This is a genomic window from Stenotrophomonas sp. YJH_SMC_69 (genome assembly GCF_059370495.1).
The window spans coordinates 46,944-65,973 of the sequence record NZ_JCAFTS010000005.1; the positions used below are offsets into that span (position 1 = coordinate 46,944).

At 68.7% G+C, this 19,030-nt stretch carries 20 protein-coding genes; 11 read left to right on the forward strand and 9 right to left on the reverse strand.

What is annotated here, in order from left to right:
• Window positions 1-238 precede the first annotated feature (238 nt).
• The gene (dapB, locus tag AC5P8F_RS10200) at window positions 239-958 is read right to left on the reverse strand and encodes a 4-hydroxy-tetrahydrodipicolinate reductase (RefSeq protein WP_169411792.1); all 720 of its coding nucleotides are present in this window, start codon (window positions 956-958) and stop codon (window positions 239-241) included.
• Between the two features lie 90 nt (window positions 959-1,048).
• On the opposite strand from dapB, the gene AC5P8F_RS10205 reads away from it, so the two are divergent.
• The 4 genes from AC5P8F_RS10205 to AC5P8F_RS10220 all read left to right on the forward strand — a co-directional run bounded on the left by AC5P8F_RS10205 (window position 1,049) and on the right by AC5P8F_RS10220 (window position 3,456).
• Window positions 1,049-1,810, forward strand: coding sequence for a 3-oxoacyl-ACP reductase (locus tag AC5P8F_RS10205; RefSeq protein ID WP_495228040.1), 762 nt, complete (start codon window positions 1,049-1,051; stop codon window positions 1,808-1,810).
• Between the two features lie 4 nt (window positions 1,811-1,814).
• Window positions 1,815-2,210 (forward strand): MerR family transcriptional regulator, encoded by a 396-nt coding sequence (locus AC5P8F_RS10210; protein WP_197606725.1) that lies wholly within the window; start codon window positions 1,815-1,817, stop codon window positions 2,208-2,210.
• A 55-nt stretch (window positions 2,211-2,265) separates the two neighbouring features.
• Window positions 2,266-2,847, forward strand: coding sequence for an NAD(P)H-dependent oxidoreductase (locus AC5P8F_RS10215; protein WP_049408776.1), 582 nt, complete (start codon window positions 2,266-2,268; stop codon window positions 2,845-2,847).
• A 147-nt stretch (window positions 2,848-2,994) separates the two neighbouring features.
• Window positions 2,995-3,456 carry a DUF4304 domain-containing protein gene (locus tag AC5P8F_RS10220; protein WP_032959471.1) on the forward strand — a complete coding sequence of 154 codons (462 nt, stop codon included), beginning with the start codon at window positions 2,995-2,997 and terminating at the stop codon, window positions 3,454-3,456.
• Window positions 3,457-3,567: 111 nt separating this feature from the next.
• Here AC5P8F_RS10220 and AC5P8F_RS10225 read toward each other — a convergent pair whose 3' ends face one another.
• From AC5P8F_RS10225 to AC5P8F_RS10235, 3 genes are read right to left on the reverse strand one after another with little or no spacing between them, the layout of a single operon-like run.
• Entirely contained in the window at window positions 3,568-3,813 is a 246-nt protein-coding gene (locus AC5P8F_RS10225) for a DUF6587 family protein (protein ID WP_049440085.1), read from the reverse strand.
• Window positions 3,813-5,678, reverse strand: coding sequence for a ferrous iron transporter B (gene feoB, locus AC5P8F_RS10230; protein ID WP_032959475.1), 1,866 nt, complete (start codon window positions 5,676-5,678; stop codon window positions 3,813-3,815). Before feoB ends, AC5P8F_RS10225 begins: the two co-directional genes overlap by 1 nt.
• Window positions 5,675-5,929 carry a FeoA family protein gene (locus tag AC5P8F_RS10235; RefSeq protein ID WP_005416370.1) on the reverse strand — a complete coding sequence of 85 codons (255 nt, stop codon included), beginning with the start codon at window positions 5,927-5,929 and terminating at the stop codon, window positions 5,675-5,677. The genes feoB and AC5P8F_RS10235 overlap by 4 nt, the downstream gene beginning before the upstream one ends.
• Window positions 5,930-6,048: 119 nt before the next feature.
• On the opposite strand from AC5P8F_RS10235, the gene AC5P8F_RS10240 reads away from it, so the two are divergent.
• The 5 genes from AC5P8F_RS10240 (at window position 6,049) to yeiP (ending at window position 9,622) form a co-directional block, all read left to right on the forward strand.
• Complete coding sequence (locus AC5P8F_RS10240) at window positions 6,049-6,837, forward strand: enoyl-CoA hydratase/isomerase family protein (RefSeq protein WP_495228043.1); 789 nt, start codon at window positions 6,049-6,051, stop codon at window positions 6,835-6,837.
• Between the two features lie 2 nt (window positions 6,838-6,839).
• Entirely contained in the window at window positions 6,840-7,241 is a 402-nt protein-coding gene (locus AC5P8F_RS10245) for a VOC family protein (protein WP_262094263.1), read from the forward strand.
• Window positions 7,238-8,134: a hydroxymethylglutaryl-CoA lyase gene (locus tag AC5P8F_RS10250; RefSeq protein WP_262094264.1), complete on the forward strand. Its 897-nt coding sequence runs from the start codon at window positions 7,238-7,240 to the stop codon at window positions 8,132-8,134. Before AC5P8F_RS10245 ends, AC5P8F_RS10250 begins: the two co-directional genes overlap by 4 nt.
• A gap of 101 nt (window positions 8,135-8,235) precedes the next feature.
• Window positions 8,236-9,006 carry an SDR family oxidoreductase gene (locus AC5P8F_RS10255; RefSeq protein ID WP_049440081.1) on the forward strand — a complete coding sequence of 257 codons (771 nt, stop codon included), beginning with the start codon at window positions 8,236-8,238 and terminating at the stop codon, window positions 9,004-9,006.
• 49 nt (window positions 9,007-9,055) lie between these two features.
• Window positions 9,056-9,622 (forward strand): elongation factor P-like protein YeiP, encoded by a 567-nt coding sequence (gene yeiP / locus AC5P8F_RS10260; protein WP_049440079.1) that lies wholly within the window; start codon window positions 9,056-9,058, stop codon window positions 9,620-9,622.
• Between the two features lie 119 nt (window positions 9,623-9,741).
• Here yeiP and AC5P8F_RS10265 read toward each other — a convergent pair whose 3' ends face one another.
• The 4 genes from AC5P8F_RS10265 to AC5P8F_RS10280 all read right to left on the reverse strand — a co-directional run bounded on the left by AC5P8F_RS10265 (window position 9,742) and on the right by AC5P8F_RS10280 (window position 15,234).
• A complete protein-coding gene (locus AC5P8F_RS10265; protein WP_049440077.1) occupies window positions 9,742-10,443 on the reverse strand; it encodes a COG3650 family protein in 702 nt (233 codons plus the stop codon).
• Between the two features lie 83 nt (window positions 10,444-10,526).
• Window positions 10,527-10,919, reverse strand: coding sequence for a nuclear transport factor 2 family protein (locus AC5P8F_RS10270; protein WP_046429967.1), 393 nt, complete (start codon window positions 10,917-10,919; stop codon window positions 10,527-10,529).
• Entirely contained in the window at window positions 10,900-14,049 is a 3,150-nt protein-coding gene (locus AC5P8F_RS10275) for a multidrug efflux RND transporter permease subunit (RefSeq protein ID WP_049440075.1), read from the reverse strand. Before AC5P8F_RS10275 ends, AC5P8F_RS10270 begins: the two co-directional genes overlap by 20 nt.
• Before the next feature lie 36 nt (window positions 14,050-14,085).
• Window positions 14,086-15,234, reverse strand: a complete 1,149-nt coding sequence (locus AC5P8F_RS10280) for an efflux RND transporter periplasmic adaptor subunit (RefSeq protein WP_495228050.1) — start codon at window positions 15,232-15,234, stop codon at window positions 14,086-14,088.
• A gap of 129 nt (window positions 15,235-15,363) precedes the next feature.
• Here AC5P8F_RS10280 and AC5P8F_RS10285 point away from each other — a divergent pair, with 129 nt between their 5' ends.
• Together AC5P8F_RS10285 and AC5P8F_RS10290 are read left to right on the forward strand one after the other, a co-directional pair.
• Window positions 15,364-16,080, forward strand: a complete 717-nt coding sequence (locus AC5P8F_RS10285) for a response regulator (protein ID WP_014646978.1) — start codon at window positions 15,364-15,366, stop codon at window positions 16,078-16,080.
• Window positions 16,080-17,156 (forward strand): ATP-binding protein, encoded by a 1,077-nt coding sequence (locus AC5P8F_RS10290; protein WP_014646977.1) that lies wholly within the window; start codon window positions 16,080-16,082, stop codon window positions 17,154-17,156. Before AC5P8F_RS10285 ends, AC5P8F_RS10290 begins: the two co-directional genes overlap by 1 nt.
• Here the strand turns inward: AC5P8F_RS10290 and AC5P8F_RS10295 are convergent.
• The gene (locus tag AC5P8F_RS10295; RefSeq protein WP_486679303.1) at window positions 17,134-19,029 is read right to left on the reverse strand and encodes a DUF7844 domain-containing protein; all 1,896 of its coding nucleotides are present in this window, start codon (window positions 19,027-19,029) and stop codon (window positions 17,134-17,136) included. The two genes, AC5P8F_RS10290 and AC5P8F_RS10295, sit on opposite strands and share 23 nt — an antisense overlap.
• Window position 19,030: the final 1 nt, after the last annotated feature.

A 19,030-nucleotide genomic window follows, 5' to 3' on the forward strand; every position in this document is an offset into this window, starting at 1 on the left:
GTCCGGCTTTCGTGATTCGGCGAGTGCGAATTGTAGCGCTGCCGGGGCGCTCGCGCCAGCGGTTATCGCGCTTCATGAACAGGCGATTGCGCATTCATTTCAATCCGATGGCGTATGCGGGCCGGAGGCGGGGTCGGATCCATTTCCCGAATGGGAAAGGCTCTGACCCCAGGCGCCCTCGGATGGGGTCAGAGCCCTTTCCGCAGGAAAGGGATCCGACCCCAGGAATCAGCCCGCCCTACTGCAGCAGGTCCCGCACCCGGTAGCTGCCCGGCGCCCGCCCCTGCAGCTGGCGGGCGGCGAACAGGGCGCCGCGGGCGAAGATGTCGCGGTTGGTGGCCCGATGCACCAGCTCGATGCGCTCGCCCAGACCGGTGAACTGCACCATGTGCTCGCCCACGATGTCACCGGCACGCAGGCTGGCGTAGTGCGGCTCCGCCCCGCCCCGTTGCGCGGCCGCGCCCAGGGTCAGCGCGGTGCCCGATGGCGCATCCTTCTTCTGGGTGTGGTGCGATTCGACGATGTCGCAGTCCCAGCCGGCCAGCGCCTGCGCCGCGCGCTCCACCAGCTCGTCCAGTACCGCCACGCCCAGGCTGAAGTTCGAGGCCCATACCAGCGGGATCTTCGCCGCCGCGGCCTCCAGCGCCTGGCGCTGCGTGCTGGAGATACCGGTGGTGCCCGACACCAGCCCGGCACCCCGCTCCACGCACAGCGCCAGCATCGGGTCGAAGCCCTCCGGCAGGCTGAAGTCGATCGCCACATCGAACACCGGCGCGCCGGGCAGCTCACTGGCGCCGAAGAACGGCACGCCGTCGACCACGCGCTGTGCCGGCGCACGGCCGGTCACTGCGGCCACGATCTGCAGGGTTTCAGGATGTTCGGCGGCCAGCCGCAGCAGGGCCTGGCCCATGCGCCCGGAGGCACCGTGAATGAGCAATCGCAGAGGAGTCTGGTTCATGCCTGCAGGCTAGCGGCAGCACGCCCGCTCCGGCAAGCGCCATCGCTGCTACGCTGCATGCCCTTTCATGCAATGGATGGCAGCTCCCTCATGCAGATCAGCGAACAGCTGGTGCTGATCACCGGCGCCGGCCGCGGCCTTGGCCAGCACATCGCCCGCGCGTTCGCGGCGCAGGGTGCGCGCGTCATCGTCAACTACCACCGCAGCGAAGGCCCCGCACGGGCGCTGGCCGCCGAGCTGGGCGGACAGGCGATCGCGCTGCCGGCCGACGTCACCGACCGCAGCCAGGTCGATGCAATGCTGCAGCACGCCCTGGCCCACTTCGGCCAGGGTGTCACCACGGTGGTCAACAACGCGCTCGCCGCGTTCTCGTTCAATGGTGATGCCCGCGACGGCGCCGCCGATATCGGCTGGTCGGCGTTCCAGGCGCAGTTCGAGGGCAGCGTGCGCGGCGCGCTGAACACCGTGCAGGCCGCCCTGCCCGGCATGCAGGCCCGCCGCTTCGGCCGCATCATCAACATCGGCACCAAGCTGTTCCAGAACCCGGTCGTGCCCTACCACGACTACACCGCCGCCAAGGCCGCGCTACTGTCCCTCACGCGCACGCTGGCCGGCGACCTCGGCCCGCATGGCATCACCGTGAACATGCTGTCCGGCGGCCTGCTGCGCACCACCGATGCCAGCGCTGCCACGCCGGAGGCAGTGTTCGACTACATCGCCGCCAACACGCCACTGCGCAGCGTTACCACGCCAGCAGAATTCGCCGATGCCGCGCTGTTCTTCGCCAGCCCCTGGTCGCGCGCGGTGACCGGGCAGAACCTGGTGGTCGATGGCGGGCTGGTGCGGGACTGAGCCAATGCGCATTTCCGAGGTCAGCCGCCTGACCGGCGCCAGCGCCAAGGCCATCCGCCTGTACGAGGCGCGCGGACTACTGCCGCCGGTGCCTCGGCTGAACCGCTATCGCGACTACAGCGAACAGGATGTGGCCTGGGTGCAGCTGGTCCGCCAGGCGTTGGCGCTGGGCATCACCCTGGCCGCGATCTCCCGCCTGCAGGGCCGCGACGGACGGCTCGACTGGCCCGCGGTGCTGGCCCTGCTTGAGCAACAACGCAGCCGCATCGCCAGCGAGCGGGCACGGCTGGCGCAGGTCGAGCTCGACCTGCAGCAGGTCAGCGACGAACTGCGGCAGTGGCTGCACTCCGGTAGCGGTGACTGCATCCTGGAACCCAGCGGCTGCGCCGCTGGTGGTTGACTCTGCCCCAAGGGCATAGCCCAACCTCGCGCACTTTCCATTGCCCGAGGTTGCCGTGTCCCGTTCCATCCTGATCCTGCTCGGCCATCCCGACCGCGACAGCCTGTGCGGTGCCCTCGCCCAGCGCTACGCCACCGCCGCCGAGAATGCTGGCCATCGGGTGCGCCTGATCGCACTGGGCGAACTCGAGTTCGATCCGGTGCTGCGCCATGGCTACCGCCAGATCCAGCCGCTGGAAGCCGACCTGCAGGACACTGCGGATGCGATCGAGGCCTGCGACCATCTGGTGCTGGTCTATCCCACCTGGTGGGGCGCGATGCCGGCGCTGCTGAAGGGCTTCTTCGATCGCGTGCTGCTGCCGGGGTACGCCTTCCGCTACCGGCGCGATTCAGTCTGGTGGGACCGGCTGCTGGCCGGTCGCAGCGCACGGGTGATCACCACGCTGGATACGCCGCCCTGGTATTACCGCTGGATCTACCGCGACCCGGGCATCACCCAGATCCGCGCCACTATTCTGGAATTCTGCGGCATCCGCCCGGTGCGGGTCAGCCGACTCGGTGCGGTGCGCAGCAGCTCGCCGGAGCAACGCAACCGGTGGCTGGCGTTGGCAGCGGAGCTGGGCTCACGGGCCAACTAGCTAGAGGAGCGTGCGAACCAAGGTTCGCACCCACCTGGAGCGTTCGCACCCACATGGGGCGCTCGTTGCGGGTGTCGCGTTTGCCAATTGACCGTCAGGCACTGCGCCTCAAGGCTGTGGGCCCTTGTTACGGCCCAGGCAAAGCCCATGAAATCCTCGACTGTCTTCAGCAAGTGCGCCAGGAAGACCGGCTTTGCCGGGACGTCGACGACCCGCTACCGCTTGCTGGACGCCGCGCTGCTTGTCGTGAATCACCAGCGCGCCAGCGAAAGCCGGGGCTTCTATGTGAATGCTGGACTCTACTTTCCGGAACTGCTCGCGTATCCCCTCGCGCCTGACGATCTTGAAACGGCTTTCCGGTACCGCTCCAGCATCCCCACGCCCCATGTCGACTGGCGGATCGAAGAAACGCCGGGCCTGCGCCGCACCTTCATCCAGCAGGATCTTGAAGATCTGCTGGAGGCCGGTAACCGCGACGCGTTGAAGGCCCTGCTGCTCGATGCCCTGGCCGACGTGGCGGGTTTCGCGGCAGCCCATGGGAACAGGGAATCGGTGCGGCGATTGAACCGGGACGGGAGCTTCCGGGCAATCATCCGCAGAGAAGTCTGAACCCCGAGAGCGTGCGAACCAAGGTTCGCACCCACAGGGCGAAGGCCCGCACCCACCGGCCGAAGGTTCGCGCCCACCAGGCGGCCGCAGCCGAACAGGCTCGACGCTACTTCACTTCTTGCTCGGCCCGCAGCTGTCGCAACCGCCACAGGCACCACCACCGCCCGTTGCCGGCGGCGCGATCTTCCGCCCCAGCGCCTGCAGCCAGGCGGCGCGGCCCGGCTTCAACAGGGCCAACGCCAACGCACCGCGCAGCGTGCGCACGGTGCCCGGGAACTGCTTCTTCAGCACCACCCAGGCACTGACCAGCACAGCCACCGCGATGATCAGGTACTGGATCAGCAGGCCGGTATCCATCAGCCGCCTCCCAGCGCCCTGGTCACCTGGTAGGTGATCAGTGCGGCCACATAAGCCGCTGCGAACAGGTAGAACGCGGCAAAGCCCATCTGCTTCCACGAATTGGTCTCGCGCTTGATGGTGGCCAGCGTCGAGATGCACATCGGGGCGTAGATGTACCAGACCAGCAGCGACAGCGCGGTCGCCAGCGACCAGCCATCGCTGATCAGCGGGGTCAGCGCCTGGCTGGCGGCATCGTCATCGGCGGCCGACAGCGCATACACGGTGGCCAGCGAAGACACCGCCACCTCGCGCGCGGCCAGGCCCGGGATCAGCGCGATGCAGATCTGCCAGTTGAAGCCCAGCGGCGCGAAGAACACCGCCATCGCATGGCCGATCTGGCCGGCGTAGCTGTAGTCGATGGCTGGCATCGTGGCGTCGGCCGGTGCCGCCGGGAACGACAGCAGCACCCACAGCAGGATGGTCAGCGCCAGGATGATGCCGCCGACGCGCTTGAGGAAGATCATGCCGCGCTCGTACAGCCCCACCGCCAGGTCGCGCACATGCGGCAGGCGGTACGACGGCAGCTCCAGCATCAGCGGGTGCTCGCTCTTGTCGCGACGCCACTTCTTCATGATCCACGACATCGCCAGCGCGCTGAGAATGCCCGCCGCATACAGGCCGAACAGCACCAGGCCCTGCTGGTTGAACACGCCCCACACCGTCTTCTGCGGAATGAACGCACCGATCAGCAGCGCGTACACCGGCAGGCGCGCCGAGCAGGTCATCAGCGGCGCCACCAGGATCGTGGCCAGGCGGTCACGCGGGTCCTGGATGCTGCGCGTGGACATGATGCCCGGCACCGCGCAGGCGAAGCTGGACAGCAGCGGGATGAACGAGCGACCGGACAGGCCGGCGGCCGCCATCATGCGGTCGAGCAGGAACGCCGCACGCGGCAGGTAGCCGGACTCCTCCAGCACCAGGATGAAGAAGAACAGGATCAGGATCTGCGGCAGGAACACCACCACGCCGCCGACGCCTGCGATGATGCCGTCGGTCAGCAGGCTGGCCAGCGGGCCTTCCGGCAGCACGCTGCCAACAAAGGTGCCGAGCCAGGCGAAGCCAGCCTCGATGCCGTCCATCAGCGGCGTCGCCCAGGCGTACACCGCCTGGAAGATCAGGAACATCACCACCGCCAGGCTGACCAGGCCGAACACCGGGTGCAGCAGCCAGCGGTCCAGCGCGTCGTCGATCTTCGCGGTCCGTGCCGGCATGCGCACGGCGACCGACAGGATCCCGCGCACCTTGGCGTGGTAATCGATGCCACCTTCCGGGCCCGGCACCGGCGCATCCAGGTGCGGCACCATGGCGTCCAGGCGCTCGACCAGGGCCTTGGCGCCCTGCTTGCGCACCGCCACGGTCTCCACCACCGGCACGCCCAGCTCGCGTTCCAGCGCGGCCACATCCACCTGGATGCCGCGGCGCTGGGCCGCGTCGACCATGTTCAGGGCCACCACCATCGGCTTGCCCAGCTCGCGCAGTTCCAGCGCGAAGCGCAGGTGCAGGCGCAGGTTGGTGGCGTCGATCACGCACAGCAGCACGTCCGGCGCGGCCTCGCCCGGGTAGAAGCCCCGGCACAGGTCACGGGTGATCGCCTCGTCCAGGCTGGCCGGATGCAGGCTGTAGGCGCCCGGCAGGTCAAGCACGGCGAATTCACGGCCGGACGGCGCGCGCAGGCGGCCCTCCTTGCGCTCGACGGTGACGCCGGTGTAGTTGGCGACCTTCTGCCGGCTGCCGGTCAGCTGGTTGAACAGCGCGGTCTTGCCGCTGTTGGGGTTACCGACCAGCGCGATGCGCAGGGGGGCGGTGGCGGCGATTGCGGTCATGCACGTCGTTCCTGGCTGGCGGCGTCGACCACGACCCGCTTGGCTTCACTGATCCGCAGCGCGAACCGGGTGAACCCGACCTGCACCAGCAGCGGCTCGCCGCCCACCGGGCCCTTGGCCACCAGGCGCACTTCCTCGCCATTCACGAAACCCAGCTCGCGCAGGCGACGGGCAATGGCATCGTTGGCATGCAGGTCCTGCACGGACTCGACCACGGCCGAGGTGTGCAGCGGCAGTTCGGACAGCGTCATCTAGCGTGTTCTCTGCTGGATGTAAATGGTTCTCGATTCTAACATTCCCGCGTCGCGTCATGGCCCATGACCAATGGCCCGCTATGATCCATACAGGTATGGAGTGACCCTGGAATCCCATGAACGATGCTTTGCAGATCGAGCGCCGTGGCGCCGTCCTCACCCTCTGGCTGAACCGGCCGGAGCTGCACAACGCCTTCGACGCCAGCCTGATCGCCCGGCTGACCGCCGCGCTGGAGGCCGCCGGACGCGACGAATCGATCCGGGCCGTGGTGGTGGCCGGTCACGGCGCCTCCTTCTCGGCCGGTGCCGACATGCAGTGGATGCGCGGCATGGCCGCCGCCAGCGAGGCCGACAACCGCGAGGACTCGCTGGCCCTGGCTCGACTGATGCGCACCCTGGACGAGCTGCCCAAGCCGACCCTGGCCCGGGTCCATGGCGCGGCCTTCGGTGGCGGCGTCGGCCTGGTCGCCTGCTGCGACATCGCCATCGCAAGCAGCTCGGCGCGCTTCGGCCTGACCGAAAGCCGCCTGGGCCTGCTGCCCGCGGTGATCTCGCCCTATGTGATCGAGGCCATCGGTCCGCGCCAGGCCCGTCGCTGGTTCGCCACCGGCGAGCACTTCGATGGCGAGACTGCGCTGCGCATCGGCCTGGTCCACCAGCTGGTCGAGCCCGAGCGCCTGGACGAGGCGCTGGAGCGCCAGCTGGCCCTGCTCGACAAGGCCGGCCCGATCGCCTCGTCCACCGCCAAGCAGCTGGTCCGGCAGGTCCGCGACAGCCATGACCGCGATGCGCTGGATCGGGATAATGCGGCCCTGATCGCGCGCCTGCGGGTGTCCGCCGAGGGCCAGGAAGGCCTGGGCGCCTTCCTCGACAAGCGCGCCCCTCACTGGGTCACGGAAGCCTGAACATGCTCGATCATCTTGGTTTGACCAGCGCCGACCTGGCGCGCAGCAGGACCTTCTTCCTGCAGGCACTGGCGCCGCTGCAGATCGGCGTGGTGATGGAAGTGAGCGCCGAACAGACCGGCGACCACGACCACATCGGCTTCGGCAGCGACAGCAAGCCGTTCTTCTGGCTCGGCAATGGCGGCACCGCCAGCCACGGCGTGCACGTGGCCTTCGCCTGCGCCAGCCGCGCGCAGGTGGACGCCTTCCACGCCGCCGCCCTCGCCGCCGGTGGCCGCGACAACGGCGCCCCGGGCCTGCGCCCGTGGTATCACCCGGATTACTACGCCGCCTTCGTGCTCGACCCGGACGGCAACAACATCGAGGCGGTCTGCCACCGCCCCGCCGATGGGGCAGCCGCATGAGCGATTACGTCCGCATTGTCGAGGTCGGCCCGCGTGATGGCCTGCAGAACGAAAAGCAGTTGGTGTCCACCGCCGACAAGATCGAACTGATCAACCGCCTGTCGGCCACCGGCCTGCGCAGCATCGAGGCGACCAGTTTCGTCAGCCCGAAGTGGATTCCGCAGCTGGCCGATGCCGCCGAGGTCTACGCCGGCATCCAGCGCCGGCCGGGCATCCACTACCCGGTGCTGGTGCCGAACGAACAGGGCTACGACCGCGCCCGCGCGGTGGGCGTGGAGGAAGTGGCGGTGTTCACCGCTGCGTCCGAGGCCTTCAACCGCACCAACACCAATGCCGGCATCGACGAATCGCTGGCCCGGTTCGAGCCGATACTGCGCCGCGCCGCCGCCGATGGCGTGCGCGTGCGCGGCTACGTCTCCACCGTGCTCGGCTGCCCCTACCAGGGCGAGGTGCCGCTGGCCGACGTGGTGCGGGTGGCGCGCGCGCTGCACCAGATGGGCTGTTACGAAATCTCGCTGGGCGACACCATCGGCGTCGGCACCCCACGCAAGGCACGGGCGATGCTGCAGGCGGTCGCTGCCGAGATCCCGATGGAAGCCTTGGCCGTGCACTTCCACGACACCTACGGCCAGGCCATCGCCAACATCGCCACCTGCCTGGAAGCAGGCGTGCGCGTGGTCGACAGTGCAGTCTCGGGCGCCGGTGGCTGCCCGTACGCGAAGGGGGCCAGCGGCAACGTCGCCAGCGAGGACGTGGTCTACCTGCTGCAGGGCCTGGGCCTGGACAGTGGCGTGGACCTGCCGGCACTGGCCGAGACCGGCCGCTGGCTGGCCGGCCTGCTCGGCCGCGCCACCGCCAGCCGCACCGGCCAGGCGCTCGCAGCGACCGGCTGAGCACCCCGCTGCGCCGCTCCCGCTCGGGCGGCGCAGCGCACAACGGCGACGGTCGCCGCTTCCGTTAGAATCGGCGGTTCTCGAACCTGCAGGACCGTTCAATGCAGCTGTCTTCCGTACGTGCCGTGATCACTGGCGGCGTCTCCGGCCTCGGCCTGGCCGTGGCCCAGCACCTCGTCGCCCAGGGCGGCAAGGTGGCTCTGTTCGACCTCAACGACGACAAGGGTGCAGCTGCCGTTGCCGGGCTGGGTGCCGACAAGGCCCGCTATTTCAATGTCAATGTCAGCGATGAGGCGGCCGTGGCTGCAGCCATCGACCGGGCCCACGATTTCCTCGGCGGCCTGAACGTGGCGATGAACTGCGCCGGCATCCTCGGCGCCGGTCGCGTGCTCGGCAAGGAAGGCCCGATGCCGCTGGCCGGCTTCCAGGGCACGGTGATGGTCAACCTGGTCGGCAGCTTCAACGTCGCCAAGGCCGCGGCCAACCGCATGCAGCACAACGACGCCGGCGAAGACGGCGAGCGCGGCGTGATCATCAACACCGCCAGCATCGCTGCCTATGAAGGACAGATCGGCCAGGCCGCGTATGCCGCCAGCAAGGGCGGCGTGGTGTCGATGACGCTGCCGATGGCGCGCGAACTGTCGCGCTTCGGCATCCGCGTCAATACGATTGCTCCTGGCGTGTTCTGGACGCCGATGGTCGATGGCATGCCCGAAGCCGTGCAGCAGTCGCTGGCCGCCTCGATCCCGTTCCCGTCGCGCCTGGGCAAGCCGGAAGACTTCGCCAGCCTGGTCGGCTTCATCCTCGGCAACACCTACCTCAACGGCGAGACCATCCGCCTGGACGGCGCTACCCGCCTCGCTCCGAAGTGATTCCCCCCGGGCGCCGGGACGGCGCCCTCCCCCAACGACCTAGATCACCATGAAAGCCAACGACATCAAGAAGGGCAACGTCGTCGAGTACAACAACGGCGTGTACCAGATCCGCGACATCGAGCGCAGCTCGCCGCAGGGTCGCGGCGGCAACGTCCGCTTCCGCTTCATCATGTACAGCGTGCCGGGCGGCAACAAGCTCGACGCCAGCTTCGATGCCGACGACAACCTGGTCGAGGTCGAACTGCTGCGCCGCCAGTCCACCTATTCGTACAGGGACGGCGATGCCTTCGTGTTCCTTGATGACGAGGACTACACGCCCTACACCCTGGACGCGGACGTGATCGGCGACGACGCCGGCTACATCACCGACGGCCTGACCGGCATCTACGTGCAGGTGATCGACGAGCAGCCGGTGGCGATCCAGCTGCCGGCCTCGGTAGTGCTGGAAGTGATCGAGACCCCGCCGGAACTGAAGGGCGGCACTGCCACCAAGCGCCCGAAGCCGGCCAAGCTCAACACCGGCATCGAGATCATGGTGCCGGAGTACATCGTCAACGGCGAACGCGTGCTGGTGAACACCGCCACCGGCGAATTCGCCGGCCGCGCCGACTAAGCGCCTTGCGCTGATCGGCTGCCTGTCCCTGCTTGCGGCGTGCTCGCCGCAGGCAGCGGGCAGCGCATCGGATGTAGCGATCGTGTAGAGCCGAGCGTGGACTCGGCTCTACAGAAGGCTTACGGCTGCTTCGCGCCGAAGTTGCCGCAGCCGTGGTACTGGCGGGTGCCGATGGTCAGGTTCACCTTGGCATCGAACGCCTCGCCGCTCATGTCGTCCTGGCAGGTGGTGCGCTGGAAGCTGAGCTTGACGTCGGTACCGTCGGACGCCTTGCCACTCCAACCGTCAGCACCTTCGGTGGGCGTGGCGACGTCGAAGCGACGCTCGCCATAGTCAACTTCCACCCGCAGGCCCGGCGCGTCGCCATCGACGACCGCCAACCAGCCCGGCTCGTTGCCCGTGGCGCGGAACGCGGCCGTGCCCGCGCTGCCATCGCCTTCGGTCGCTTCGACCGCATGGCACTCGCGGTCCGCCTCGCCCTTCAGGCTCAACAGGCCGTCATCGCCGCCCTTGGTCCAGAAGCTGTTGCCCTGGCCATCACCGTACCTGGCACCCGACGCCGCACGTTCGGAGGTCATGGCGAAGGTACGTTCGCCGATCACCACCGTGGCCGCATCCTCGCCATTGAAGGTCGCGCGCACGCTCAGATCACCACACTGGTACGTGGTCTCGCTGCCGGTACCGGCGCTGGTGCTGGCAGCCGGTTCGGGCGCCGCCGGCGGCGCGGCATCGGTGCCGCCCGCAGCGGGTGCCTGGGCCGGCTGGCACGCGGCCAGCACCAACCCGAGCGAGGCTGCCAACAGACTGGGAACTACACGCATGGCTCGACTCCTTGTCGACACTACAGAGACCTTCGACCCTACCACCTGCCGGTGAGCGCGGCCTGAAAGCGGCCTGACCGTACTCACGCGGCCAGTACCGCCATCGACAACAGCTGCGCACCGCTGCCGGCGGAACTGCAGGTCCAGACCCGCAGCAGGCGCAGCTTCACTTCACGCTCCCGGCCCTGCCGCGACACGGACAACCGCACGTCGCTGGACAGCAACGCCAGGCGGCCACACAGCAGCGTCTCCACCGCGTGCAGCTGCAGGCTTCGCACCTGCAGGCTGCCGGCCAGCCAATCGCCCAGCCATGGCAGATCGAGCATGCGGCCGCCGTGGCCTTCCATCATGAACAAGGCCGGCGATACCAGCGCGTTCAACGCATCGTGGTCATTTTCCAGCAGCGCAGCGCACAGGCGCTGCTCCAGCGCCATCAACTGCTGCTCATGCAGGTCTTCAACGATGTTCCGTTCCATCCACGGTTCCTCCCGGCATCGGCCGGCGCCTGCGCAGGCGCTGCGCGATCCACTGCCGCGCGCCCTGCACCACTACATAGAAGACCGGCACGAAGAACACCGCCAGCACGGTCGCACTGACCATGCCGCCGAACACACCGGTTCCAATCGCCTGCTGGGTTTCCTTCGACGCGCCCTGCGCCAGCATCAGCGGCACCACGCCCAGCGCGAATGCCAGCGAGGTCATCACGATCGGGCGCAGGCGCAGCCTGGCTGCCTCCAATGCCGCCTCGACCAGGCCGCGCCCCTGCTGCTGCAGCTGCCGCGCGAACTCGACAATGAGGATCGCGTTCTTCGCAGACAGCCCGATCACGGTGATCATGCCGACCTTGAAGAACACATCGTTGGGCATGCCACGCAACAGCACCGCGGCGACCGCACCGAGCAGGCCGAGTGGCACCACCAGCATCACCGCCAGCGGAATCGACCAGCTCTCGTACAGCGCCGCCAGCACCAGGAACACCACCAGCATCGACAACAACAGCAGCCACGGCGCCTGCGCCCCCGATTCACGCTCCTGCAGCGACTGGCTGGTCCACTGCAGGGCAAAACCGGACGGCAGCTTCCCGGCCAACCGCTCCATCTCCGCCATGGCCTGGCCGGTCGACACGCCGGAGGCCGGTGCGCCGGACAGATTCAACGCCGGGAAGCCCAGGTAGCGCTGCAGCTGCAGCGGCGCCTCGGTCCAGTGCGGGGTCACCAGTTCCGACAACGCCACCATGCCGCCCTCGCTGTTGCGCACGTACAGATTCAGCACGTCCTCCAGTTCCATGCGATGCGGCGCGTCGGCCTGCAGGATCACCTGCTGCAACCGGCCCTTGTTGGGGAAATCATTGACGTACTGCGAGCCCATCGCCGCTGACAGCGTGCTGCTGATGTGCTCGAAGCCCACGCCCATCGCCTCGGCCTTGGCGCGATCAATGTCCAGCCGCACGCTGATACCTGCCGGCAGGCCATCGGCATGCACCTCCGACAGCAGCGGACTGGCCTCGGCCAGCTTCAGCAGCTGCTGCAGGGCCGCGCGCAGCTCGGCCTGGCTCTGCCCGGTACGCGCCTGCAGGGCCAGCGAGAACCCGGACGAACGGCCCAGGCTGTCGATCGCCGGCGGCATCACGCTCATCACCTCACCCTCGGCAACCGTGGCCATCGCCTGCTGCGCGGCCTCCACCTCGCCGGCCGCGGTGGCGCCAGCACGCTCACCCCAGTCCTTCAGCATGGTGTAGGTCAGCGCCGCGCTCGGGCCGGAACCGGAGAAGCTGTAACCGAGGATCGACTGGTTGGAGCTGATGCCCGGGCGCGAGGCCACGTGCCGTTCGTAGGCTTCGACCACCGCCAGCGTGCGTTCGGCGGTGGCTTCGGCCGGCAGCTGGATCGAGGTCATGAAATAGCCCTGGTCCTCTTCCGGCAGGAACGCGCCCGGCAGCCAGTGCAGGCCCAGCAGCAGCGCCGCCACCAGCGCGGCGAACACGCCCATCACCCGGCCGCTTCGCTGCAGCACGGAGGCCACGCCACGCTGGTAGCGCCCGGTCAACGCCTCGAAGCCACGATTGAAGGCGCCGAACAGCCCGCCACGACCATGATGGCCGTGGGTGTTCGGGCGCAGCAGGGTCGCGCACAGCGCCGGTGTCAGGCTCAGTGCCAGCAGCGCCGAGAACAGGATCGACACCGCCATCGCCACGGTGAACTGGCGGTAGATCGCGCCCACCGAGCCGCTGGCCAAGGCCATCGGAATGAACACCGCGGTCAGCACCAGGGTGATGCCGATCACCGCGCCGGTCAGCTCGCGCATCGCCTTGATGGTCGCCTCGCGCGGCGGCAGGCCCTCCTCGGCCATGATCCGCTCCACGCCCTCGACCACCACGATCGCGTCGTCGACGATGATGCCGATCGCCAGCACCATGCCGAACATGGTCAGCACGTTGATCGAGAAGCCCAGCGCCAGCATCACCGCGAAGGTACCGAGCAGCGCGATCGGTGCGACCAGCGCAGGAATCAGCGTGTAGCGCCAGTTCTGCAGGAACAGGTACATCACCGCGAACACCAGCAGCATCGCCTCCAGCAGCGTCTGCACCACCTTCTGGATCGAGATCTTCACGAACGGCGCGGTGTCGAACGGGATGCTCGCCTCCACGCCGCGCGGCAACAGCGGCGCCAGTTCCGCCATGCGCTCACGGACCGCCGACGCCGTGCGCACCGCATTCGCGCCCGGCCGCAGCTGCACCCCGGCGGCGGTGGCCGGATGGCCATCCTCGCGGGTGCCCCAGGCATAGCTCTGCGCGCCCAGTTCGACGCGGGCGACATCACCCAGCACCACCCGTGAACCGTCGGCCCCGGCGCGCAGTACGATCGCCGCGAACTGTTCCGGCGTGGACAACTGGCCGTCGGCGCTGAGCGGCACGGTGATGCGCTGGCCTGGAACACCCGGCGAATCACCGATGCGCCCCGGCGAGATCTCCAGGTTCTGCTGCTCGATGGCAGTGGCCACATCGCCCATGGTCAGGCCGTAGCCGGTCAACCGGGTCGGGTCCAGCCACACGCGCATCGCCTGCTCGGCACCGAACAACTGCACGCGACCGACGCCATCGATGCGGCGCAGCTCTTCGATGATGTTGCGCGCCATGAAATCGCCCAGCGCGGCCTCGCTGACGCTGGCATCCGGCGAACGCAGGCCGACCAGCATCAGGAAGCCGGAATCGGCGGCCTCCACGAACAGGCCGTTCTGCCGCACGCTGCGCGGAAGGCGCGGCTCGATCGCCTTGATCCGGTTCTGCACGTCCACCTGGGCCAGTTCCGGATTGGTGCCGGGCTTGAAGGTGGCGGTGATCGAGGCTTCGCCGGAGGTGTCCACCGACGATTCGAAGTACAGCAGATGCTTGACGCTGGACAGCTCGCGCTCGATCAGGCCGACCACCGCATCGTTCAACGTCTGCGGGCTCGCACCCGGGTAGCTGGCATAGATGCTGACGCTGGGCGGCGCGACCGGCGGATAGCGCTCCACGGCCAGGCGCGGAATCGCCAGCGCGCCGGCCAGGATGATGAAGATCGCCAGCACCCAGGCGAACACCGGGCGATCGATGAAGAAACGTGCCATGTTGGATTTTCCTGGAGGGGCTGTCCCGGGAAAGGCTCAGCCCTTGCTGCCGGCCTGCACCGCACCGGCGCTGGCGACCGGCTTCTGCCAGTCGCGCGCATCGACCACCACGCCTTCCTGCAGGCGCTCCTGGCCCTCGACCACCACTTTCTCGCCGGCCTTCAGGCCCGCGCGCACCATCCACTGGCGATCGACGCTGCCGTCCACCTCCAGCGTGCGGATCACCGCCCTGCCGTCGGCGCCGATCACCCAGGCATAGGCCTGGCCACCGGCGCTGCGCAGCACGGCCTGCTGTGGCACGGTCAACGCGCTGGCCGGGGCACCCCGCGGCACCCTCGCGCGCACATACATGCCGGGCAGCAGCTGCCGCCGCGGGTTGTCCACCAGGATGCGCAGGATCACATCACCCGTCCGTGCATCGACATTGATACCGGAGAACAGCAGCTGGCCACGCTCGGGCAGCGGCTTGCCGGCGGCACCGATGATGGTCACCGGCAGCTTGTCGCCGCCGGCCGCACTGCGCTGCAGCGACTCCAGCTGCGCCGCCGGCTGGCGCACATCCACGTAGACCTGGTCGATCTGCTGTACCACGGCCATCGGCTCGGCATCGGCCACGCCGACCAGCGCACCTTCGGTCACCAATGCCTGATCGATACGACCGGCAATCGGTGCGCTGACCGTGGCATAGCGCAGGTCGAGCTGGCGACGGGACAGGATCGCGCGCGCTTCATTCACTGCCGCGCGTGCCTGCTCGTACTCGGCGCTGGCGTCGTCCCGATGCTGCTGGCTGACCGCCTGCGCGGCAGCCAGGGCGTGCAGGCGCTGCGACTGCACGCGACTGCGGCCCAACGCCGCCTCACTGCGCTGCAGTGCGGCCAGCGCCGAATCGACGTCGGCCCGGAACGCTGCCGGGTCAATCTGGAACAAGGCCTGGCCTGCCCTGACTTCCGCCCCCTGGTCGAACAGGCGCCTCTGCACGATGCCGCCCACCTGTGCGCGGATCTGCGCGGTGCGCACCGCCGCGACGCGGCCTGGCAGTTCGTCGTCACGTTGCACCACCTGCGGGCCGACGCTGATCACGCTGACGCGCGGCGCCGCCTCGGGGGTGGCTTCGGGAGTGGAGCAGGCCGTCATGGCCAAGGCGAGGGCCGCGATCAACGCGACCGGAGTCCTGAAGGTTCTCATTGCTGTGCACAATGCCGCGCAGGCGGCGGATAGGTTCTGAAGCGCGCAGTCTGCGTGGCGATGATGGGGTTTCGATGGAGGAACTGTGGAGATACGATGGAGGCAAGCACCTTACGGCCCCGCCCCTGCATGCATGCCTCCCCTGCCCTCGCCGCCCTCGTCCTGATCGTCGAGGATGAGGCCGAGATCGCTGACATTCTCTGCGCCTACCTGGAACGCGAAGGACTGCGCACGCTGCGCGCCGCCGATGGCCACAGCGCACTGGACCTGCACCGCAGCGCCCGGCCCGACCTGGTCCTGCTCGATGTGCAGCTGCCGCGCCTGGACGGCTGGAGCGTGCTGACCCAGCTGCGCCAGCGCGGCGAGACGCCGGTGATCATGCTGACCGCACTGGACCAGGACCTGGACAAGCTGACCGCGCTGCGGATGGGCGCTGATGACTACGTGGTCAAGCCCTTCAACCCGGCCGAGGTGGCCGCGCGCGTGCGCGCCGTACTGCGGCGCACGCTGCGCGCCGCGCGCGTGGACGCACCCACCGCGTTGCGCGTCGGCCCGCTGCTGATCGACTCGGCCACCCACGCGGTGCACGTGGAGGGCGAAGGCTACAGCCACGAAGTGCTGCTCACCCTCACCGAGTTCAAGCTGCTGCACTGCATGGCGCTGGCGCCGACGCGCATCTTCAGCCGCAGCGAGCTGATGCACGAATGCCTGCCGGAAAGCGAAGCACTGGAGCGCACCGTCGACAGCCATGTCAGCAAGCTGCGCCGCAAGCTGGATGAAGTGGGCATGGTCAACGTCCCAGCCAGCGTGCGTGGCGTCGGCTACCGGCTGATGGCCGATCGCTGATGCCCTCCCTGCGCCGCTCCGGGCTGAGCCGCCACATCATCGTTTCGATGTCGCTGATGGTGATCGGCGTCATCGTGATGATGATCCTGTCATCGTGGCTGCTGTACGCGGTGCTGGTCGAGTTCTTCCCCGGCAGTGCCGAGGAGCCGGAAAGCTGGCTGCCGACCGGCCCGGAACTGGCATGGATGGTGGGCGTGATCCTGACCGGGCTGGCGCTGGCCATCGCCGCCTCGTTCCGCCTCGCCCACCGCATCCTGTCGCCGCTGAATTCGCTGGTGGACAGCGTGCGTGCGCTCGCGGGCGGCGACCTGGGTGCACGCGCCAGCGTCGAGGAAAATTCGCCGGGCGAAGTGGCGACCCTGGTCGAGGACTTCAATGCGATGGCGCGCCGCCTGCAGCACATGGAGAGCGAGCGCGCGATGTGGCACGCGGCCATCGCCCATGAGCTGCGCACGCCGGTGACGATCCTGCGTGGCCGCCTGCAGGGGCTGGCAGAGGGTGTGTTCCAGCCAGACGAGTCGCAGTTCCGCAGCCTGCTGGCCCAGGTCGAAGGGCTGTCACGGCTGATCGAGGACCTGCGCGTGCTGAGCCTGTCCGACAACGCGCGGCTGGACGTGCGTCGCGCGCGCACCGACGTGGTGGCCGAGGTGCATTCGGTGATGACCCTGGTCGATCCACAGTTCCGCGCCGCCGGCTTCGTGCTGGAGCTGGAAACCAGCCGCGAGGAACACAACGCGCACTGCGACCCGACCCGCCTGCGCCAGGCATTGCTGGCGCTGCTGGAGAACGCGCGGCGCTATGCCAGCCCGGGCAAGGTGCGGATTGCAGTGCATGACACGCCCGGCCACGTGCAGGTGGCGATCGAAGACGAGGGTCCGGGCATCGACCCGGAACTGCACGCGGATATCTTCACCCCGTTCATGCGTGGCGACGGTTCGCGTTCGCGACAGGGCGGCGGCAGCGGGCTCGGCCTGGCGGTGGTCAAGGCCATCGCCGACGCGCACGGTGGCCGCGTCTACTGCATCCCGGGCAGCGCCGGCGGCAGCCGCTTCGTCATCGAACTGCCGCGCCAGTAGCCGGGCGGGCTGCCTGCGTACGCAGGTGTGCACCGAGTGCGGCCAGATTGGCGTCGATCGCATCCATTTCCTCGCGTTGGCGGATCGGCAGCTGCTGACGCAGCTGGCCGCGCAATGCCTGCCACGCCGGGACCGCCTGCGCACTGGCAGTGGCCACGGCCGCGGACAGCAGCGCCTGCTCGTCGCCCAGCGGCAATCCATAGCCGTCATCCTGCAGCAGCGTCCCCGGGCGCAGCCACTGCCCGCTCTGCTCCAGCAACCCGCGCAGGCTGCGCGTTTCAGCGCTGTCCGGTGCGGCCAGCAGCTGCCGCTTGAGCACATCGCGTGCGCGCAACTCGGCGCGCCGCTGCGCGGCCTGTTCCAGCAGCAGCAGGCCGGCACTGGCACGCAGGTCACCCTGCAGCAGCCACGGTGCGCGTTGCTGTGCAGACAGCTTCAACCAGCCGCGCACATCACGAGCGGGCAAGGCCAGCTGAGCCGCGGCCACTGCGAACAACTGCTGGTAGTGGTCGCGCGCCGAGGCGAAGTAGTAGCCCTGCGCCTGCGCTGCAGTGCGGTCCGCCAGTACCCTCTCGTCGAGCACATCCAGCCGCACCAGTCGCCGCTTCAGGCCGCGCGGACTCAGTTGGGCCAGGCCCGCCTCGCCAAGGCGCGGCACCCCGGCCTGCAGCAGCTTGGCGGTTTCCACCGCGCAGTTGTTGCTGACGAAGTAATAGCGCCCGTCATAGCTCCAGTGCACCTGCGCGGTGCGCTCGAGCAGGCTGGCGATTTCGCTGCGGCCCAGCTGCAGCGGCAGCGACTGCAGCCCGCGCAGCTCGACCTTGGTGTACTCGTCCACCACCTGCTGCAGGGGCAGCACGAACAGCCGCGACGGATAGCCGCCGGTCAGGCCACGCCAGTTGGATATCTGCACGTCGCCCACGAACGCGCGGAACGACAGCACGCGGTGGTACTCCAGGTCCAGGCGGCAGTCCGGCCCAGGTACGCGGCCCGGCTTGCAGACCACCAGCCGCAGCATGCTGTGGCCCCAGCGACTCATCGGCTGCGCACTGCCTTCGGCGAACAGGTAGTCCACCGCGTAGACGCGCGCCGGGTCGAGCTGCAGCAGCGATGCAGCGCCCTCCTCCGATTCGGCCTGCAGCAGGGGCAGCGTCGTGGCGCACCGCGGCCGTGGCAGCGACGGTGGTGTTCCGAAATGCGCCTGGTACCACTGCGCCAACGCGGGCCGCCGGCAGGCGAACTCGCCGTCGAGCACGAAATGCTCGGCATTCACGGCCAGGTACTCGGCCGGGTTCGCCAGTTCATAGACATCCGGGCTGCGATCACGGAAATCGTTATCGCCCCGGCCGAGGTGCCAGGGCCTGCGCTGCCAGCCCGCAAGGTCACGCCATCGCACGCTCTGCGACCAGTTCGCACCGCCACGGTCGGCGACGTGGGTCAGTTCATGCACCAGCGCACTGCGGCGCGCGCGGCGGTTGCCGGGCATGCCGTCATCCAGCAGGGTGCGGCGCAACGTAATGCGGCCGGCGAAAGCGCGCCCGTGCACCTCGGCGGGAAGGTCATCACTCCAGCGCACCTGCACCTGAGCCGGCAAAGCGCGCAGCAGGCCTTCCGGCAGCAGGGACTGCACGTCGGCCAGGGTCTGGCTGGCGAGCTGCTGCTGCGTCGGATCGAGACCGGAGGGATCGAGCTGCAGCCGATCAGCCGCGTGGACGGAAGGGATGAGCAGCCATGCCAATGCGGCGATCCACCCGCACCGCACGCTGTGCTTCCGTAGAGCCGAGCCATGCTCGGCTGCTGTTGCGATCCGGGTGCGCCGGGCATCCAGCCGGGCATGGCTCGGCTCTGCAGAACGCGATGACGCCGAGGTCATG

What these genes read in the sequence shown, in the direction of transcription:
- dapB (WP_169411792.1), bottom strand. Translation starts at nt 958, where the DNA reads ATGAACCAGACTCCTCTGCGATTGCTCATTCACGGTGCCTCCGGGCGC.
- AC5P8F_RS10205 (WP_495228040.1), top strand. Translation starts at nt 1,049, where the DNA reads ATGCAGATCAGCGAACAGCTGGTGCTGATCACCGGCGCCGGCCGCGGC.
- AC5P8F_RS10210 (WP_197606725.1), top strand. Translation starts at nt 1,815, where the DNA reads ATGCGCATTTCCGAGGTCAGCCGCCTGACCGGCGCCAGCGCCAAGGCC.
- AC5P8F_RS10220 (WP_032959471.1), top strand. Translation starts at nt 2,995, where the DNA reads ATGAAATCCTCGACTGTCTTCAGCAAGTGCGCCAGGAAGACCGGCTTT.
- AC5P8F_RS10225 (WP_049440085.1), bottom strand. Translation starts at nt 3,813, where the DNA reads ATGGATACCGGCCTGCTGATCCAGTACCTGATCATCGCGGTGGCTGTG.
- feoB (WP_032959475.1), bottom strand. Translation starts at nt 5,678, where the DNA reads ATGACCGCAATCGCCGCCACCGCCCCCCTGCGCATCGCGCTGGTCGGT.
- AC5P8F_RS10235 (WP_005416370.1), bottom strand. Translation starts at nt 5,929, where the DNA reads ATGACGCTGTCCGAACTGCCGCTGCACACCTCGGCCGTGGTCGAGTCC.
- AC5P8F_RS10240 (WP_495228043.1), top strand. Translation starts at nt 6,049, where the DNA reads ATGAACGATGCTTTGCAGATCGAGCGCCGTGGCGCCGTCCTCACCCTC.
- AC5P8F_RS10245 (WP_262094263.1), top strand. Translation starts at nt 6,840, where the DNA reads ATGCTCGATCATCTTGGTTTGACCAGCGCCGACCTGGCGCGCAGCAGG.
- AC5P8F_RS10250 (WP_262094264.1), top strand. Translation starts at nt 7,238, where the DNA reads ATGAGCGATTACGTCCGCATTGTCGAGGTCGGCCCGCGTGATGGCCTG.
- AC5P8F_RS10255 (WP_049440081.1), top strand. Translation starts at nt 8,236, where the DNA reads ATGCAGCTGTCTTCCGTACGTGCCGTGATCACTGGCGGCGTCTCCGGC.
- yeiP (WP_049440079.1), top strand. Translation starts at nt 9,056, where the DNA reads ATGAAAGCCAACGACATCAAGAAGGGCAACGTCGTCGAGTACAACAAC.
- AC5P8F_RS10265 (WP_049440077.1), bottom strand. Translation starts at nt 10,443, where the DNA reads ATGCGTGTAGTTCCCAGTCTGTTGGCAGCCTCGCTCGGGTTGGTGCTG.
- AC5P8F_RS10270 (WP_046429967.1), bottom strand. Translation starts at nt 10,919, where the DNA reads ATGGAACGGAACATCGTTGAAGACCTGCATGAGCAGCAGTTGATGGCG.
- AC5P8F_RS10275 (WP_049440075.1), bottom strand. Translation starts at nt 14,049, where the DNA reads ATGGCACGTTTCTTCATCGATCGCCCGGTGTTCGCCTGGGTGCTGGCG.
- AC5P8F_RS10280 (WP_495228050.1), bottom strand. Translation starts at nt 15,234, where the DNA reads ATGAGAACCTTCAGGACTCCGGTCGCGTTGATCGCGGCCCTCGCCTTG.
- AC5P8F_RS10285 (WP_014646978.1), top strand. Translation starts at nt 15,364, where the DNA reads ATGCATGCCTCCCCTGCCCTCGCCGCCCTCGTCCTGATCGTCGAGGAT.
- AC5P8F_RS10290 (WP_014646977.1), top strand. Translation starts at nt 16,080, where the DNA reads ATGCCCTCCCTGCGCCGCTCCGGGCTGAGCCGCCACATCATCGTTTCG.
- AC5P8F_RS10295 (WP_486679303.1), bottom strand. Translation starts at nt 19,029, where the DNA reads ATGACCTCGGCGTCATCGCGTTCTGCAGAGCCGAGCCATGCCCGGCTG.